The sequence below is a fragment of the Pantoea alfalfae genome (genome assembly GCF_019880205.1).
GTDB lineage: Bacteria > Pseudomonadota > Gammaproteobacteria > Enterobacterales > Enterobacteriaceae > Pantoea > Pantoea alfalfae.
The window spans coordinates 918,789-935,608 of the sequence record NZ_CP082292.1 but is presented as its reverse complement, the minus strand read 5'-3'; the positions used below and the strand labels follow the sequence as shown (position 1 = coordinate 935,608).

Sequence of the window (16,820 nt, the reverse complement as noted above, 5' to 3'; positions counted from 1 at the left end):
CGCTTATTCCGGCATGACCGGCCATTCGATGTCTGGCGCTTTATTGGTATCAATCCGGCTGAGCGCCACCCGGTAACGCTTCCACTCTGCCAGGCGGGCTATCTCAGCATCTGTTGCAATGCTGATATCAACTGCATCTTGAAGCGGCGCGATTGTCCTGTTTGCCTCATCCATTTCAGCAGCCAGCCTGCTGCTTGCAATCAGCACTGCGTTTTCAGCTTCTGTAACCGGGGCCGCAAACACGCCGTCACTGTAACGGTAATTTACATCGGGCTGTTCGGGTAGCGCGGTAATATCCACCCATACCAGTGACGGATGATAGAGTTTTTCAGGCTTCACATTCAGCGAGACGATTTCAGCAACGCACTGATTTTCAATCCGGGCATAAGTTTTCATCAGCTGAACTCCTCAATGTAAATAACCCCGTCAGAGCCGTAACTGCCGATATAGGGATCCGAGCGGGTAGAGCCGCTACCGCCAGCGCCAAAGGTGTTTCTTTTGCCGGTTACTGTACCTTCCCCGCTTCGGAAGCCTCCGCCCCAGTAACTCACACCGCCATCACCAGAGCCGCCACGGTAAGGGTTTGTGCCGGTCGATATAAGGCCGGGCGCATCACTGCCGTCACCGCCCTGAATATTCAAATCGCCACCGACAGCCTTTCCGCCCGCGCCGCCCGCATCACCTGATGAAGTATTCACGCCATTGCCTGCCGTCAGCAGACCGTTGAATGTGCTGCTCGTTGCAGACAGGGTTTCATCACTGCCACGACCTACAACACCGGGGTATGTTTTAGTGTCGTCCACGTCCAGCCACGCAATGACCGTCCCGCCAGCGCCACCGCCAGCGCCACGGCTCGTAAAGTTATTACCCCATCCAAGATATCCATAGCCTCTGCCACCACCGCCGGTCAGGATAATCCTGATACGTTTAGTTCCCTTAGTGGGGTTGTAGTTGATTGCGCCCGGCGTGATGAAAATCTGACAACCCATAAAACGCCCGGAAAACTTTTCGCTAATACCGAGGTTTCTGAGAAACAAACGCCTGGCCCTGTGCCGGGCGGCGCTGGCACACTTGCGGCCATTTGCGGAGAACTCAGCGTGCTGATTGGCTACATCAGGGTGTCAACAAATGACCAGAACACGGACTTACAGCGGATTGCGCTGCAGAGCGCAGATTGTGAGCTGCTTTTCGAGGACAGGATAAGCGGGAAAACCAGCGACAGGCCGGGGCTGAAAAAGGCGCTGCGCTGCCTGCAGGCAGGCGACACACTGGTTGTGTGGAAGCTGGACCGACTGGGCAGAAGTATGCGCCATCTGGTCATGCTGACTGAAGAGCTGCGGGAACGGGGCGTAAATTTTCGCAGTCTTACCGACAGCATCGATACCAGTACGCCAATGGGCCGGTTTTTCTTCCATGTTATGGGTGCCCTGGCGGAAATGGAACGCGAGCTGATCGTAGAACGCACCCGTGCCGGGCTGGCCGCTGCGCGTGATAAAGGGCGCATCGGCGGCAGGCGGCGGAAGATGACGCCGGAAACGGTGGAGCGTGCCCGGCGGATGCTGGCGCAGGGCGCAACGCTGCTGCAGGTGTCACTGGTGCTGGACGTGTCAGTGAAGACGCTTTACCGCTATATCCCCGCCCCGGAACAGAAAACTCTGCGTGAAAACGGCGCGCCTGTTGTGTCAGGTATGGCACAACAGCCAGCGCGTGCCTCGTCATAGCGGACCATAGACCATAGCGGAACCCCTTCACAGGAGAACCGCCACATGGCACAGGATTATCACCACGGCGTGCGCGTTGAGGAAATCAACGAGGGCACCCGAACCATCACCACCGTCAGCACCGCGATTGTCGGGCTGGTCTGCACCGGCGACGACGCCGACGCGGCCACCTTCCCGCTTAATCGTCCGGTGCTGTTAACCGACGTACTCACCGCCAGCGGCAAGGCCGGGGAATCAGGTACGCTGGCCCGTTCACTGGACGCCATCGCGGACCAGTCGAAACCCGTCACCGTCGTTGTGCGCGTGCCGCAGGGAGAAACTGAAGCGGAAACCACAGCTAACATCATCGGCGGCGTGACCGATGGCCAGCGCACCGGCATGAAGGCGCTGCTGGCCGCGCAGTCCGTGTGCGGCGTAAAGCCCCGCATTCTGGGCGTACCGGGGCACGACACAAAAGCCGTCGCCACCGAGCTGCTGAGCGTGGCGCAGAGCCTGCGCGGCTTTGCCTACCTGTCCGCGTATGGCTGCAAGAGCGTTGAAGAGGCGATTGCCTACCGCAGCAACTTCAGCCAGCGCGAAGGGATGCTGATCTGGCCTGACTTCATCAGTTTTGACACCGTGCTGAAAGCGGACGCAACGGCCTACGCTACCGCCCGCGCGCTGGGCCTGCGTGCCAAAATCGACGAGCAGACCGGCTGGCATAAATCCCTGTCAAACGTGGGCGTGAACGGCGTCACCGGGATTTCAAAAGACGTCTTCTGGGACCTGCAGGATCCGGCCACTGATGCGGGCCTGCTGAACCAGAACGACGTGACCACGCTGATCCGCAAAGACGGCTTCCGCTTCTGGGGTTCCCGCTGCCTCAGTGATGACGCGCTCTTTCAGTTTGAGTGTTACACCCGCACGGCGCAGGTGCTCATGGACACGATGGCTGAAGCGCAGATGTGGTCCGTTGACGGCGCGCTGAACCCGTCACTGGCCCGTGACATCATCGAAAGCATCCGCGCGAAACTGCGCAGCCTGGTGAATCAGGGCTATCTGATTGGCGCGGACTGCTGGCTGGACGAGAGCGTGAACGATAAGGACACGCTTAAGGCGGGCAAGCTGCTGATCGATTACGACTATACGCCGGTGCCGCCACTAGAAAACCTGCTGCTGCGCCAGCGCATCACTGACCAGTACCTGGTCGATTTCAGCAGCCGCGTCAGCGCATAAGGAGAAGGAGAGATGGCATTACCCCGCAAACTCAAGCACCTGAACGTGTTCAATGCAGGTAACAACTGGCAGGGGCTGGTTGAGTCCGTGACGCTGCCGAAAGTCACCCGTAAGTTCGAAAAATATCGCGGCGGTGGCATGGCCGGTGCGGTGGACATCGACATGGGCCTGGATGATGGTGCGCTGGATACGGAGTTTACCGTAGGCGGCACTGAAGCCCTGCTGTTTAAGCAGCTTGGTACCGAAACCGTGGACGGCATCCAGCTGCGCTATACCGGCTCCATTCAGCGCGACGATACCGGTGAAGTGCAGGCGGTCGAGCTGGTCACGCGCGGACGCTATAAGGAGCTGGACTCAGGCGAATGGAAAACCGGTGAATCCAGCACCACCAAAGTGTCCGCAACCAACAGCTACGCAAAGCTGACCATTAACGGCGAAGTGGTTTATGAGATCGACATCGTGAACATGATCCACATCGTGGATGGAAAGGACCTGATGGAAGCGCACCGCAACGCGCTGGGCCTGTAATTACACCGGCAGGCCGCGCGCCTGCCGCTTATCTCTCTTTTTAATGGAAAAGCATCATGACTAATAAAACCGCTCCAAATGAAAAAGTCGTCGAGCTGGATACCCCGATCCTGCGCGGCAAAACTGAAATCACCTCCGTCACCGTGCGCAAGCCGCAGTCCGGTGCGCTGCGGGGCACCCGCCTGCAGGCGCTGCTGGACATGGACGTGAACGCACTGATCACCGTGCTGCCGCGTATCACAACCCCGGCCCTGACCACGGCGGAAATCAACGAAATGGACCCCGCCGATCTGGTGAGCCTGTCGGTAGAGGTGGTCACTTTTTTGCTGAAGAAGTCGGTCCTGTCGGATTTAGCGACGGCCTGACGGTAGACGATCTGGTGGCGGATATCGCTACCGTCTTTCACTGGCCGCCCTCCGTTACCGAGTCCATGACGCTGACGGAAGTTCTGGAGTGGCGGCACAAAGCAATCCTGCGACACAGGGCCAGCGATGAGTGATAAAAATCTGCGTTTGCAGGTCGTGCTGGGCGCAGTCGATAAGCTGACGCGCCCCTTCCGCAGCGCCCGCGACAGCACACGGGAGCTGGCTGGCACGCTGCGAGACACCCGCAACACCCTTAAAGAGCTGGACGCACAGGCCGGGCGTATCGACGGCTTTCGCAAGACCCGCTCACAGCTTGCCATCACCGCGAATAACCTTAAAGCCGCCCGCGAAGAAGCGGCCCGGCTGGCCGTGCAGTTTACGGAAACAAACAGGCCCACAGCTGCACAGGCCCGCGTGCTGGAGCAGGCAAAAAACCGCGCCAGCCAGCTGCAGCAGACTTACAACGGGCTGCGCCTGTCGGTGCAGCGTCAGCGTGAGGCGCTGGGCGCTGCCGGTATCGACACGAAGAAACTGAGCCAGGCACAGCGCGAACTTAAAAGTCAGTCTGACGAGGCGCGCGCCGCCATTGACCGGCAGCAGCAGTCGCTTAAAAAGCTGGGAGAACGGCAGGCAAAGCTGAGCGCGGTACGTGAGCGATATTCCCGATCGCTTGAGGTGCGCGATCGCGTGGCCGGTGCGGGAGCGGCAACGTCTGCCGCCGGGCTGGCAATGGGTGCGCCGGTACTGGCCGCCGTGAAATCTTCAGCGGCAATGGAAGACGCCATGAAAGGCGTGGCAAAGCAGGTTAACGGGCTGCGCGACGACAAAGGAAACCGCACAAAACAGTTCTATGACATGCAGGCCGCCATCAAGGCCGCCAGTGAGCAGCTGCCGATGGAAAACGGCGCGATTGACTACGCCGCGCTGGTTGAGGGCGGCGCGCGCATGGGCGTGACGAACCAGAACGACTCCTATGAGGACCAGAAACGCGACCTGATGGCCTTTGCCACCACGGCGGCGAAGGCGTCCACCGCGTTTGAGCTGCCTGCCGGTGAGCTGGCCGAAGGGCTGGGCAAGATTGCGCAGCTGTACAAGATCCCTACGCGCAACATCGAGCAGCTGGGCGACGCGCTGAACTACCTGGACGATAACGCCATGTCCAAAGGTTCAGACATCATCGACGTGCTGCAGCGCATGGGCGGCGTGGCTGACAGGCTGGACTACCGCAAAGCGGCCGCGCTTGGTTCGACATTCCTCAGCCTGGGCGCGACGTCGGAAACCGCCGCCAGTGCAGCGAACGCCATGGTGCGCGAGCTGTCCGTAGCCACCATGCAGAGCGACCGGTTTATGGACGGCATGGATCTGCTGAAACTGGACCCGGCGAAGATTGAAAAGCAGATGACCACGGACGCCATGGGCACCATCCAGCGCGTGCTGGAAAAGGTCAACAACCTGCCGAAAGACAAACGCCTGACGGCTATGATGATGGTTTTCGGCAAGGAGTATGGCAAGGATGCGGCCAAACTCGCTAACAACATGCCGGAGCTGAGGCGTCAGCTGCAGCTGACGCAGGGCGACGGGGCGAAAGGCTCCATGCAGAAAGAGTCGGACATCAATAAGGACTCGCTTTCTGCACAGTGGATGCTGACCAAAACCGGCGTTTCCAACACCATGAGCGGCCTGGGCGATTCGCTGCGCACGCCTCTGATGGACATCATGAACATGGTGAAGAAAGTCACCGGTGTGACCCGTCGCTGGGTGGAAAATAACAAGGAGCTGGCCGGAACGCTGGTTAAGACTGCCGCTGTTCTCTCATTACTTGTGCTGGGTGCCGGGGCTTTTCTGGTGAGCCTCGCGGCTTTTTTTGGACCGCTTGCTTTGCTCAGGTTCAGCTTTAACGTGCTGGGGATAAAAGCCTTTAGCTCCTTTGGGCTGATTAAAAGTGCCATCGGCTTCGTGGGTAACGGCGTGCTGTGGCTGGGACGGCTGATGATGGCAAACCCGATTCTGGCCGTTATCGGGCTGATTGCCGCCGGGGCGCTGCTTATCTGGCAGAACTGGGACACGCTGGGACCGAAACTTGCCGCCATCTGGGAAGCTATCAGCACAAAGGTCAGCAGTATCTGGACCGCGATCCGCACCTACATCAGCACAAAGTGGGGGGAGATTGTCGCCGACGCGAAGGCGCTGCCCGCGCGTTTTCAGGAAGCAGGTTCACAGATGATTGACGGCCTGATGGCGGGCATCAGCCAGAAATGGGATGCGATTAAAAACAAGCTGTCGTCCCTGACCGACTACCTGCCGGACTTTCTGAAGCCGGGCGGCGATAAGACCGGCGGGCCGCAGCTGCCGCGACTGGCGACAGTAAAAACGGGCGGCGGTGTATCCCTGCCGCCGGGCGGGTTCCCCGGATTTGCGGGCATGTACGACAGCGGCGGCTTTATTCCGTCCGGGCAGTTCGGTGTTGCCGGTGAAAACGGGCCGGAACTGGTCAGCGGTCCGGCGAACGTGACCAGCCGCCGGAGCACTGCACGGCTGGCAGCACTGGCTGCGCTGACGCTGGGCGGTGCCGGAGCGACGGCGGAGGTAAAGCCGCTGCACCCGCTCAGCCTGCCAGTTCAGGCGTACAGGCAGGAAGCACCGCGCATGAGTGGCAGTGCTAAACAGGGAACTGCGCCGCAGATTCACGCCTCCTTCACCATCGTGCAGCAGCCGGGGCAGAGCCAGCAGGATCTGGTTGATGAGGTGATGCGCAGGCTTGAGGCAAAAGAGCGACAGGCGCAAGCACGCGCCCGCAGCAGTTACAGTGACAGAGGAGGATTTGAGGGATGATGATGACGCTGGGCTTATTTGTTTTCATGCTCAGGACGGTGCCCTATCAGGAACTGCAGTATCAGCGCAGCTGGCGCTTTCCGTCAAACAGCTGCGTTGGGGTGAGGCCGTCGCTGCAGTTCTTAGGCCCGGACAATGACACGCTGACGCTTTCCGGTGTGCTGCTGCCGGAGATTACTGGCGGCAGGCTGTCGCTGTTTGCGCTGGAACAGATTGCGGAGCTGGGCCGCGCGTGGCCGCTTATTGAGGGCAGCGGGACAATTTACGGCATGTTCGTGATTGAAAGCCTGAGTCAGACCAAAGCGGAATTCTTCAGCAGCGGCGTGTGCCGCCGCATTGAATTCACGCTGACGCTGAAGCGCACCGATGAATCACTGGGGGAAATGTTCGGCAGCCTCAGCGATCAGCTGTCTGCGATGCAGGGCGCAGCAGTTAGCGCTGCCGGGAAGGTGAGCGCCGCTGCCGGAGGGTTATTCTCATGATGACCAGCCCCTGGATTAACGGCCAGCAAAATTCCCCCGCATTCCGTCTGACGATGGACGGGGCAGACATCACGCAGAAGCTGGAAAAGCGCCTGCTGAGCCTGACGCTCACTGATAACCGGGGCTTTGAGGCGGATCAGCTGGACATTGAACTGGACGACGCGGACTGCCAGCTGCAGCTGCCACGCCGGGGCGTCGTGCTTTCACTGTCGCTGGGCTGGCAGGGAGAGGCACTTTTTCCGAAAGGCAGCTATACGGTTGACGAAATCGAGCACAGCGGCACACCTGACCGGCTGACGCTGAGGGCGCGCAGCGCGGACTTCCGGCAGACGCTAAACACGAAGCGGGAGAAGTCCTGGCACAAAACCACTGCAGGCGAAATTGTCCGGGACATCGCCGGACGCCATAAGCTAAAGGCGGCAATGGGTGAAGACATGGCCGCCGCAGAAATTGATCACCTTGATCAGACCAACGAATCAGACGCCAGCTTTCTGATGCGCCTGGCTAAACAGTGCGGCGCAGTGGCTTGCGTCAAGGACGGTAATTTGCTTTTTATCCGACAGGGTCAGGGTAAAACGGCAAGCGGCAAGGCGCTTCCAGTAATCACCCTTCAGCGCAGGGACGGAGACAGCCACCGCTTCACCCTTGCGGACCGCGATGCCTACACCGGCGTGATCGCCAGTTGGCTCCACACCCGCGAACCGGCAAAAAAGCCTGTAGCGAAGGTGAAGCGCAGGCGACGTAAAACCACGGCGAAGAAGAAGAAAGAACCGGAGGCGAAGCAGGGAGATTACCTGATCGGCACTGATGAAAACGTGCTGGTACTGAGCCGCACTTACGCGAACAGGGGCAACGCCGAACGGGCGGCCAAAATGCAGTGGGAACGCCTGCAGCGTGGTGTAGCAACGTTCTCAATCCAGCTGGCGAAGGGATGCGCAGAGCTATACACGGAAATGCCGGTGAAGGTAAGTGGCTTCAAACAGCAGGTAGATGCGGGGGAATGGATCATCACAACGTTGACGCACAGCCTGAGCGCTGACAGCGGATATACGACCAGCATCGAACTGGAAGTTAAAATCGAGGACTCAATCTTGCAATAGTAATATTTATTATCCTTTTGGGTAATCAATAGGTATGATCAAGTTAAATATTCAACAGGGCGAATCCTAAATGATGAATTGTCCAAAGTGCTCTCACGCTGCACATACACGCAGCAGTGTTGTGCTCTCTGAGAACACAAAAGAACGATACAACCAGTGCCAGAACATCAACTGCGGATGTACTTTCAAATCCTTAGAAACTGTAACTGATATAATCATGTGTCCAGGTAGAGTAAATCCCGTACCGCCCCACCCTGCCCGTGGAGGCGCCAAAACGTCCCAAGGCCAACTCTGGCTCTAACCCGCTTCGGCGGGTTTTTTAATGCCTACATTTGACTACAAAATAAATCTGCGTAGCCAATCCGTGGACAAGACAATAAAAAAAGGGGCTGGCATCACGCCAACCCCTTGTTTGCTATTAACTTTTAGATGTCGCGTTAGCGATACCTTAGTTAAGACGCTCTTTAATACGAGCAGACTTACCAGTACGCTCACGCAGGTAGTACAGTTTGGCTTTACGCACAGCGCCACGACGTTTAACAGCGATGCTGTCAATTACAGGTGAATGAGTCTGGAATACACGCTCAACGCCTTCGCCGTTAGAAATTTTGCGAACAGTGAATGCAGAGTGCAGACCGCGGTTACGGATAGCGATAACCACGCCCTCGAATGCCTGCAGACGTTTTTTAGAACCTTCAACGACCCATACTTTCACTTCCACGGAATCACCCGGGCGGAAGGAAGGTACGTCCTGTTTCATCTGCTCTTGTTCAATTTGCTTGATAATGTTGCTCATAATTAAATCTCATATCCTGGGTAAACTGATAGTCGGGGAAGATCACTCTTCCACATCATCGTTTTGTTGCTGCCGGGATTCCCGCTGGAACTCGTTCAGCAACCTTGCTTGCTCTTCAGTCAGAGCCAGGTTTTCCAGAAGTTCAGGTCTTCTCAGCCAGGTACGGCCTAGCGACTGCTTCAGACGCCAGCGGCGAATATCAGCATGGTTACCTGACAGTAATACTGCCGGGACCTCCACGCCGTCTAACACTTCAGGACGGGTATAGTGCGGACAATCCAGCAAACCGTCAGAGAACGAATCCTCATCGGCTGACGCCTGCTTGCCGAGTACGCCTGGAATAAACCGGGCAACTGCGTCAATCATCGTCATCGCTGGCAGTTCCCCGCCGCTGAGAACGTAATCACCGATTGACCATTCTTCGTCAATTTCGGAATGAATTACGCGCTCATCAATCCCTTCATAACGACCACAGACCAGAATTAACTTGTCTCGTGCCGCCAGTTCGCAAACGCCCTGTTGGTCCAGTTTGCGGCCCTGAGGTGAAAGATATATCACTCTGGCGCCATCACCTGCCGCTGCTTTCGCTGCGGAGATGGCATCCCGTAAGGGTTGTACCATCATCAGCATTCCCGGTCCGCCGCCATAAGGACGATCATCCACGGTACGGTGCCGGTCGTGCGTGAAGTCACGAGGACTCCAGCTCTGAATGCTGAGCAGACCGTTTTTTACAGCCCGGCCAGTTACCCCGTAATCGGTAATAGCGCGAAACATTTCTGGAAACAGGCTGATAACACCAATCCACATTGTATTCGCCGTTACGTTACCGTTCGATTCGGAGATCAAAAACCAGGATCCCAATCTACCTCAATGACGCCAGTAGAGAGATCGACTTTCCTGATAACCTGTTCATCAAGAAACGGAATTAACCGCTCCTGAGCACCGAATGCATCTTTCAGGTTTGCCTTAACGACGAGTACGTCGTTCGAGCCGGTTTCCATCATATCGATGACTTTACCCATCTCGTAGCCTTCGAGGTTAACTACCTGGCAGCCCATAAGGTCTTTCCAGTAGTAATCACCCTCTTCCAGCGATGGCAACTGCGTCGAGTCAACCTGAATTTCGCAATTGGTTAACTGAGCCGCCGCATCCCGATCGTCAATGCCTTTGACTTTGATGATCAGGTCCTGATTGTGGTGCTTCCAACCTTCCAGTTCGACCTGCTGCCATTTACCGGCGCGCTGGATGAACCAGGGTTGGTAGTTGAAGATGCTTTCAGCGTCTTCAGTGGAGGAAAACACTTTGAGCCAGCCGCGAATACCGTAGGCGGCTCCCATCTTACCCAATACAATCGGGTTAACAGGAGGCTGTGCGGCAAGTTGTCTGCTCATGCTCACCACCGTGACAGATTAAGCTGCTTTCTTAGCTTCTTTGACCAGCGCGTTAACGCGATCAGAGAGTGTTGCGCCCTGGCCAACCCAGTGCTCGATACGGTCCAGATCCAGACGCAGACCTTCAGCCTGACCAGATGCGATCGGGTTGAAGAAACCAACGCGCTCGATGAAACGACCGTTGCGTGCATTGCGGCTGTCAGTGACGACGACCTGATAGAACGGACGCTTTTTAGCGCCGTGACGTGCCAAACGAATTGTTACCATAACATCCTCTTCAGTTAATAAAACACCCGGCCCCCATCGAGGAACGGGGTCCGGGTGCTGTATAAAAAGCCCGAAAATTTTACTCATTTTGGCGAAAAAAGCAACCTAAACCGTGCCTTTCCGGGCTTTTTTGTAGAACGCTTAGCGGCCAGGGAATCCTGGCGGCATCATACCCTTCATGCCGCGCATCATTTTCGCCATACCGCCCTTCTTCATTTTCTTCATCATACGCTGCATGTCGTCGAACTGCTTCAATAAGCGGTTAACGTCCTGCACCTGCATTCCGGAGCCAGTTGCGATGCGGCGCTTGCGCGAGCCTTTGATGATTTCTGGTTTCTCACGCTCTTTGCGTGTCATCGAGTTGATGATGGCTTCCATGCGTACCAGCACTTTGTCATCCATCTGCGATTTCACATTGTCAGGCAACTGTCCCATACCGGGCAGTTTGCCCATCAGACTGGCCATGCCGCCCATGTTGCGCATCTGCTTCAGCTGCTCAAGGAAGTCATTGAGATCAAAACCGTCGCCGGTTTTCAGCTTCTTAGCCAGTTTCTCCGCCTGATCACGGTCAACCTTGCTTTCGATATCTTCGATCAGTGACAGCACGTCGCCCATGCCGAGGATACGTGACGCAATACGGTCAGGATAGAACGGTTCAAGCGCTTCGGTTTTTTCACCGACACCCATGAATTTAATTGGCTTGCCGGTGATATGGCGAATCGACAGCGCTGCACCACCGCGGGCATCACCGTCAACCTTGGTCAGGATAACCCCGGTCAGCGGTAGGGCTTCATTAAAGGCCTTAGCCGTGTTTGCGGCATCCTGACCGGTCATGGCATCGACCACAAACAGCGTTTCTACCGGCTTAATCGCGGCATGAACCTGTTTGATTTCGTCCATCATCGCTTCGTCAACGTGCAGACGACCGGCGGTATCCACCAGCAACACATCGTAAAACTTCAGGCGGGCTTCACGCAGCGCATTATTGACGATATCGACCGGCTTCTGGCTGAGATCGGACGGACAGAAATCCACGCCAACCTGCTGTGCCAGCGTTTCCAGCTGTTTGATTGCCGCCGGACGATAGACGTCGGCAGAAACCACTAAGACTTTCTTTTTGTGTTTTTCACGCAGGAACTTACCCAGCTTAGCGACGCTGGTGGTTTTACCGGCACCCTGCAGGCCCGCCATCAGTACTACGGCTGGTGGCTGAGCCGCCAGGTCGAGTGCGTTGTTCTCTGCACCCATCGCCGCAACCAGCTCGTTGCGAACGATTTTGATAAACTCCTGACCTGGCGTCAGGCTTTTATTCACATCATGGCCGACCGCGCTCTCTTTCACACGGTTGATGAAGTCACGTACCACTGGCAGGGCAACGTCAGCTTCAAGCAGCGCCATGCGCACTTCACGCAGGGTCTCTTTGATGTTCTCTTCAGTCAGCCTTCCGCGGCCGCTGATATTTCGCAGGGTTTGCGACAAACGATCGGTTAAATTATCAAACATGGTCTCTCACTTAAAAAGATCGCGAGGTGCCTGATCGGCAGAATGCGGCGGATTATAACACGAAGCCTCGGCGATCTCTGCAATTGCCCCTCAGATCGTTTGGAGCCTGCTTCGGCTGGCGCTATACTGCCTTTTTCCTTATCTGACTGAACCTGAAAGGATCTATGTTCGTTTTCGCGATAGTGGCGCTATTCGCCTACTCTTTAAGCCTTGCCCTGATCATTCCCAGCCTGTTGAAACGTAACGGCGGCTGGCGGCGAATGGCGATGCTCTCTGCCTGTGTGGCGCTGGTGACACACGCGGTGGCCTTGCAGCAACGCATATTTGCGGTTGATAGCGGACAGAATTTAAGCCTGCTCAACATAGGCTCGCTGGTCAGCCTGTTGATTTGCGCCATCATGACCATTGTGGCGTCACGCAACCGTGGCTGGCTGTTGCTGCCGATTGTTTACAGCTTCGCGCTGATTAATCTGGCCTTCGCCACTTTCGTCCCCAATGCGTTCATTACCCATCTGGAAACCACGCCAGGCATGATGATCCATATCGGTCTGTCGCTGTTCGCCTATGCGACGCTGATTATTGCCGCGCTCTATGCGCTGCAGCTGGCGTGGATTGATTACCAGCTAAAAAACAAGCGACTGGCGTTTACTCAGGATATGCCGCCACTGCTGACCATCGAACGTAAGATGTTTCACATTACTCAGGTCGGCGTCGTGCTGCTGACGCTGGTGCTCTGCACCGGTCTGTTTTATATGCAGGATCTCTTCAGCGCAGAAAACGTCGATAAAGCCGTTCTCTCCATCATTGCGTGGTTTGTTTATATCGTTTTGCTCTGGGGGCACTATCATGAAGGCTGGCGTGGTCGCCGCGTTGTCTGGTTTAACTGCAGCGGTGCGGTGCTGTTAACCATGGCTTACTTCGGCAGTCGCATCCTGCAGCATCTGCTTGTCCCTACCTCTCGTTAAAAAGGAAGTTCTGCGTTGGAGAATGTTTCAACCACCACGCTGATTATTATTCTCTGCGTCATGGTCCTGGTTTCCGCCTGGTTTGCCGGGTCGGAAACCGGAATGATGACGCTTAACCGCTATAAGCTGCGCCATCAGGCAAAAAACGGTAATCGCGCCGCACGCCGGGTGGAGAAGCTACTGCGTCGTCCTGACCGGCTGCTCAGTCTGGTTTTAATCGGTAACAACCTGGTCAATATTCTGGCCTCTGCCCTTGCCACCATCGTAGGCATGCGCATTCACGGTGATGAAGGCGTCGCGATTGCGACCGGCATCCTGACCTTTGTGGTGCTGGTCTTCGCTGAAGTGCTGCCAAAAACCGTGGCGGCGCTCTATCCTGAGCGTGTCGCCTTTCCCAGCAGCCTGCTGCTGGTCCCGTTGCAATACATCATGCTGCCGCTGGTCTGGTTGCTTAACACCATTACCCGGCTGCTGATGAGGATAGCGGGTATCCGCGCTGACGGTGCCATTAACTCTGCGCTGAGCAAAGAGGAGTTACGTACTATCGTCTATGAGTCGCGTAGCCTGATGTCACGCCGGAACCAGGACATGCTGCTCTCTGTTCTCGACCTGGAGAAAGTCAGCGTTGACGACATCATGGTGCCGCGTAATGAGATTGTCGGCATCAACATCAACGATGACTGGAAGTCGGTCGTACGTCAATTAAGCCACTCGCCACACGGCCGCATCGTGCTGTTCCGGGACTCGCTGGATGACTGCGTCGGCATGCTGCGGGTACGCGAAGCCTGGCGCATGATGACGGAGAAAAAAGAGTTCACCAAAGAGACGCTGCTGCGTGCCGCCGATGAGATCTACTACATCCCGGAAGGGACACCGCTTAACACCCAACTGGTGAAGTTTCAGCGCAATAAAGAGAAAGCGGGCGTGGTGGTGGATGAATATGGCGACATCAAAGGGCTGGTGACGATTGAGGACATTCTGGAGGAGATTGTCGGTGACTTCACTACCTCCATGTCACCGTCACTGGCAGAAGAAGTAATGCCGCAGAATGATGGCTCGGTGCTGATTGAGGGTAGTGCTAACGTGCGTGAAATCAACAAGGCATTTAACTGGCAGTTGCCAGAGCAGGAAGCCCGCACTATTAACGGCATGCTGCTGGAAGCGCTGGAAGAGATCCCTGCCATCGCCACCCGTGTTCAGATCGGCCATTACAACGTCGATATTCTGGACGTGCAGGACAACATGATTAAACAGGTGCGCATCACGCCAAAGACGCCACTGAAAAAATCGGTCGGTTCCTGAAGCCATAAAAAACGCCGCAATCGACATGATGCGGCGTTTTTTTTAGCAGAGAGGCTCTGGCTAGATGTGCAGTTCTTTCAGCTTTTCAGCAGGCAGCTTCAGATCGTCGTTGCGGTTAACGCCGATCTCATGCGCCAGCACATTGCGCGCGATCTGCTGCGCTTCATCCAGTGAGTGCAGCTTGTAGCTGCCACACTGGTATTCATTCAGCTCAGGGATCTGGTTCTGATCTTTCACTTTCAGAACATCTTCCATCGCCCCTTTCCACGCTTTCGCAACGCGCTGCTCGTCTGGCGTACCAATCAGGCTCATGTAGAAGCCGGTACGGCAACCCATTGGCGAGATATCGACGATTTCCACACCGTCACCATTCAGGTGATCACGCATGAATCCGGCAAAGAGATGCTCCAGCGTATGAATGCCACGCTCAGTGAGAATATCAATGTTCGGGCGGCAAAAACGCAGGTCAAAAACGGTAATCGTATCGCCATGCGGAGTCTTCATGGTTTTTGCAACGCGTACTGCCGGTGCGCCCATGATGGTGTGATCAACGGTAAAACTGTCCAGTAGTGGCATACGTCACCTCCTGTTCTGAGAATTTTTTTTAAAACGATGAAACTTTTCTGTTCGCCCAACGTCTGAATATATGAAAGACGCGCATTTGTTATCATCATCCCTGACAACAGAGATGTTAATTTGGCCACATTGATGTGGCCTTTTTCTTTTCTACCCTTCCCGGCTCGCCAGATATGCTTCAAAATCCAGCTTATCACTCGCTTCCAGCTGCTGCTGTGCAGCAACAGATTCCTGCGCCTGACGCGTGAAATCGTCTTCTGTCAGCACTTCCAGCGGCTCTTCGCAGAGCAGATGGCGATACTGTTCAGCCAGCGCCACGCCGGTTCCGGTTACACCATTGTCCTTCATTGCCTGAAGGATGCGCGCCGAGTAGGTTAGCTCAGGATCGTCGAACGATGCTACCAGTTGATCGCAAACCTGCTGATATTCCGTGCTGTCCTGATTATTGCTGTCTAAGACTTCAGCAACCCGACGCAGATCGGCAAACAGGGTCTTGCCGACTTCCACCAGCGAATGTTCCGCTTCTCCGCATCCTACGGCAATTTTCTGGTCCGGTTTACGCCCTTCCAGCACAACCCGGTTCCAGTTTATGCGGGTGCATTGCAGCTCATCGGCACTCATCTCCGGCGCATCCGCCAGGGTACACCAGATCAGGAACAGGTCGAGAAAGCGAACCTGATTTTCATCAACGCCGATGGCAGAGAATGGGTTGATATCCAGCGAACGCACTTCAATGTACTCAATACCACCACGCAGCAGCGCATCAGATGGGGCTTCACCCGAGCGTGTCACACGCTTAGGCCGGATTGGCGCATAGAGCTCGTTTTCAATCTGCAGCACGTTGGTGTTGAGCTGCAGCCAGTTACCGTCGGCATCTTTAGTGCCCATCGCTGCATACTCTTCTGACGGCGTCTTAATCGCTTTTTTCAGCGCGGTGACATAGCCTTCCAGCGAGTTAAACGTGATGCCCAGAGAGCTCTGCGATTTATTGGTGTAGCCTAAATCGCTCAGACGCAGCGAGGTGGCGTACGGCAGCCACATCGTATCTTTGTCGTTGGTTTCGAACGGCAGCGCGCTCTCACGGCCCTGCAGGAAGCTGGAGCTGATAGCAGGCGATGCGCCAAACAGATAGGGGATGACCCAGCCGAAGCGATAATAGTTGCGGATCAGCCGCAGATAGCCCGCCGAAATCGTCTCTTTTCCGCTTTCCTGATCTTTCACGTCAGCCCACTCCTGCCAGAATGAGAGTGGCAGCGAGAAGTTATAGTGAATGCCGGAGATGGTCTGCATCAACGCGCCGTAGCGGTTTTTAAGGCCTTCGCGGTAGAGCGTCTTCATCTGACCGATATTGGACGTGCCATATTGCGCCAGCTCAATATTGTCTGCGTCGTCAATCTCGCATGGCATACTGAAAGGCCACATGCGTTCATCACCCAGTTCACGGGCCACGTGACGATGAATATCGCGCAGGAATGCCAGCATATGATCAATGCTGTGATCCACTGGCGTAATAAATTCCAGCAACGTTTCGGCAAAGTCAGTGGTGATCCAGTCATGTTTCAGCGCCGACCCCAGAGATTCCGGGTGGCCGCTTTTTGCCAGTTCGCCATTTGCCTGTACACGCAGCGTTTCACGCTCGATGCCACGGCCAATACCTTTAAGGGCATTGGGATGCGCTTCCAGCCAGGAGAGCGCTTTAGATACGTCCGGGATCACATTACCCCCCCGCTGTGATAATAATTTATTTTTGTTCAGCATAATGTTAACCGTAGCCTCG

At 55.9% G+C, this 16,820-nt stretch carries 20 protein-coding genes; 11 read left to right on the top strand and 9 right to left on the bottom strand.

From position 1 onward, the window contains the following. Positions 1 to 3 precede the first annotated feature (3 nt). Positions 4 to 396: a tail fiber assembly protein gene (locus K6R05_RS04465; RefSeq protein WP_222925070.1), complete on the bottom strand. Its 393-nt coding sequence runs from the start codon at positions 394 to 396 to the stop codon at positions 4 to 6. Continuing rightward, positions 396 to 989, bottom strand: a complete 594-nt coding sequence (locus K6R05_RS04460; protein WP_262390893.1) for a hypothetical protein — start codon at positions 987 to 989, stop codon at positions 396 to 398. The genes K6R05_RS04465 and K6R05_RS04460 overlap by 1 nt, the downstream gene beginning before the upstream one ends. A 108-nt stretch (positions 990 to 1,097) precedes the next feature. On the opposite strand from K6R05_RS04460, the gene K6R05_RS04455 reads away from it, so the two are divergent. From K6R05_RS04455 to K6R05_RS04415, 9 genes are all read left to right on the top strand, one after another. Next, positions 1,098 to 1,721: a recombinase family protein gene (locus K6R05_RS04455; RefSeq protein ID WP_222925069.1), complete on the top strand. Its 624-nt coding sequence runs from the start codon at positions 1,098 to 1,100 to the stop codon at positions 1,719 to 1,721. Between the two features lie 45 nt (positions 1,722 to 1,766). Then, positions 1,767 to 2,936 carry a phage tail sheath protein gene (locus K6R05_RS04450; protein WP_137244586.1) on the top strand — a complete coding sequence of 390 codons (1,170 nt, stop codon included), beginning with the start codon at positions 1,767 to 1,769 and terminating at the stop codon, positions 2,934 to 2,936. A 12-nt stretch (positions 2,937 to 2,948) separates the two neighbouring features. After that, on the top strand, positions 2,949 to 3,464 hold the full coding sequence (locus K6R05_RS04445; protein ID WP_222925068.1) for a phage major tail tube protein: 516 nt from the start codon (positions 2,949 to 2,951) through the stop codon (positions 3,462 to 3,464). Positions 3,465 to 3,520: 56 nt separating this feature from the next. After that, a complete protein-coding gene (locus K6R05_RS04440; protein ID WP_222925067.1) occupies positions 3,521 to 3,829 on the top strand; it encodes a phage tail assembly protein in 309 nt (102 codons plus the stop codon). Positions 3,830 to 3,843: 14 nt separating this feature from the next. Beyond that, a complete protein-coding gene (locus K6R05_RS04435) occupies positions 3,844 to 3,963 on the top strand; it encodes a GpE family phage tail protein (RefSeq protein WP_033786692.1) in 120 nt (39 codons plus the stop codon). Beyond that, positions 3,956 to 6,661 carry a phage tail tape measure protein gene (locus tag K6R05_RS04430; protein ID WP_222925066.1) on the top strand — a complete coding sequence of 902 codons (2,706 nt, stop codon included), beginning with the start codon at positions 3,956 to 3,958 and terminating at the stop codon, positions 6,659 to 6,661. Before K6R05_RS04435 ends, K6R05_RS04430 begins: the two co-directional genes overlap by 8 nt. Further along, positions 6,658 to 7,143 (top strand): phage tail protein, encoded by a 486-nt coding sequence (locus tag K6R05_RS04425; protein ID WP_222925065.1) that lies wholly within the window; start codon positions 6,658 to 6,660, stop codon positions 7,141 to 7,143. Before K6R05_RS04430 ends, K6R05_RS04425 begins: the two co-directional genes overlap by 4 nt. Beyond that, positions 7,140 to 8,243 carry a phage late control D family protein gene (locus K6R05_RS04420; RefSeq protein WP_222925064.1) on the top strand — a complete coding sequence of 368 codons (1,104 nt, stop codon included), beginning with the start codon at positions 7,140 to 7,142 and terminating at the stop codon, positions 8,241 to 8,243. The genes K6R05_RS04425 and K6R05_RS04420 overlap by 4 nt, the downstream gene beginning before the upstream one ends. Positions 8,244 to 8,313: 70 nt before the next feature. Further along, a complete protein-coding gene (locus K6R05_RS04415) occupies positions 8,314 to 8,544 on the top strand; it encodes an ogr/Delta-like zinc finger family protein (RefSeq protein ID WP_222925063.1) in 231 nt (76 codons plus the stop codon). A gap of 147 nt (positions 8,545 to 8,691) precedes the next feature. Here K6R05_RS04415 and rplS read toward each other — a convergent pair whose 3' ends face one another. From rplS to ffh, 5 genes are all read right to left on the bottom strand, one after another. Beyond that, positions 8,692 to 9,039 (bottom strand): 50S ribosomal protein L19, encoded by a 348-nt coding sequence (gene rplS / locus K6R05_RS04410; protein WP_003849035.1) that lies wholly within the window; start codon positions 9,037 to 9,039, stop codon positions 8,692 to 8,694. 42 nt (positions 9,040 to 9,081) lie between these two features. Then, a complete protein-coding gene (trmD, locus tag K6R05_RS04405; protein WP_050496505.1) occupies positions 9,082 to 9,846 on the bottom strand; it encodes a tRNA (guanosine(37)-N1)-methyltransferase TrmD in 765 nt (254 codons plus the stop codon). A 35-nt stretch (positions 9,847 to 9,881) separates the two neighbouring features. Continuing rightward, positions 9,882 to 10,430: a ribosome maturation factor RimM gene (rimM, locus tag K6R05_RS04400; protein WP_013358818.1), complete on the bottom strand. Its 549-nt coding sequence runs from the start codon at positions 10,428 to 10,430 to the stop codon at positions 9,882 to 9,884. 18 nt (positions 10,431 to 10,448) lie between these two features. Further along, positions 10,449 to 10,697 (bottom strand): 30S ribosomal protein S16, encoded by a 249-nt coding sequence (rpsP, locus tag K6R05_RS04395; protein ID WP_003849041.1) that lies wholly within the window; start codon positions 10,695 to 10,697, stop codon positions 10,449 to 10,451. 141 nt (positions 10,698 to 10,838) lie between these two features. Then, complete coding sequence (gene ffh / locus K6R05_RS04390; RefSeq protein ID WP_013358819.1) at positions 10,839 to 12,200, bottom strand: signal recognition particle protein; 1,362 nt, start codon at positions 12,198 to 12,200, stop codon at positions 10,839 to 10,841. A 164-nt stretch (positions 12,201 to 12,364) separates the two neighbouring features. On the opposite strand from ffh, the gene K6R05_RS04385 reads away from it, so the two are divergent. Continuing rightward, a complete protein-coding gene (locus K6R05_RS04385; RefSeq protein ID WP_010248489.1) occupies positions 12,365 to 13,165 on the top strand; it encodes a cytochrome C assembly family protein in 801 nt (266 codons plus the stop codon). A 15-nt stretch (positions 13,166 to 13,180) separates the two neighbouring features. Further along, positions 13,181 to 14,467 (top strand): HlyC/CorC family transporter, encoded by a 1,287-nt coding sequence (locus tag K6R05_RS04380; RefSeq protein ID WP_013358821.1) that lies wholly within the window; start codon positions 13,181 to 13,183, stop codon positions 14,465 to 14,467. Positions 14,468 to 14,527: 60 nt separating this feature from the next. On the opposite strand, the gene luxS is transcribed toward K6R05_RS04380, so the two are convergent. Further along, entirely contained in the window at positions 14,528 to 15,043 is a 516-nt protein-coding gene (gene luxS, locus K6R05_RS04375) for an S-ribosylhomocysteine lyase (protein ID WP_003849049.1), read from the bottom strand. A gap of 150 nt (positions 15,044 to 15,193) precedes the next feature. Further along, positions 15,194 to 16,801, bottom strand: coding sequence for a glutamate--cysteine ligase (gene gshA / locus K6R05_RS04370; RefSeq protein WP_161732746.1), 1,608 nt, complete (start codon positions 16,799 to 16,801; stop codon positions 15,194 to 15,196). Between the last annotated feature and the right edge of the window lie 19 nt (positions 16,802 to 16,820).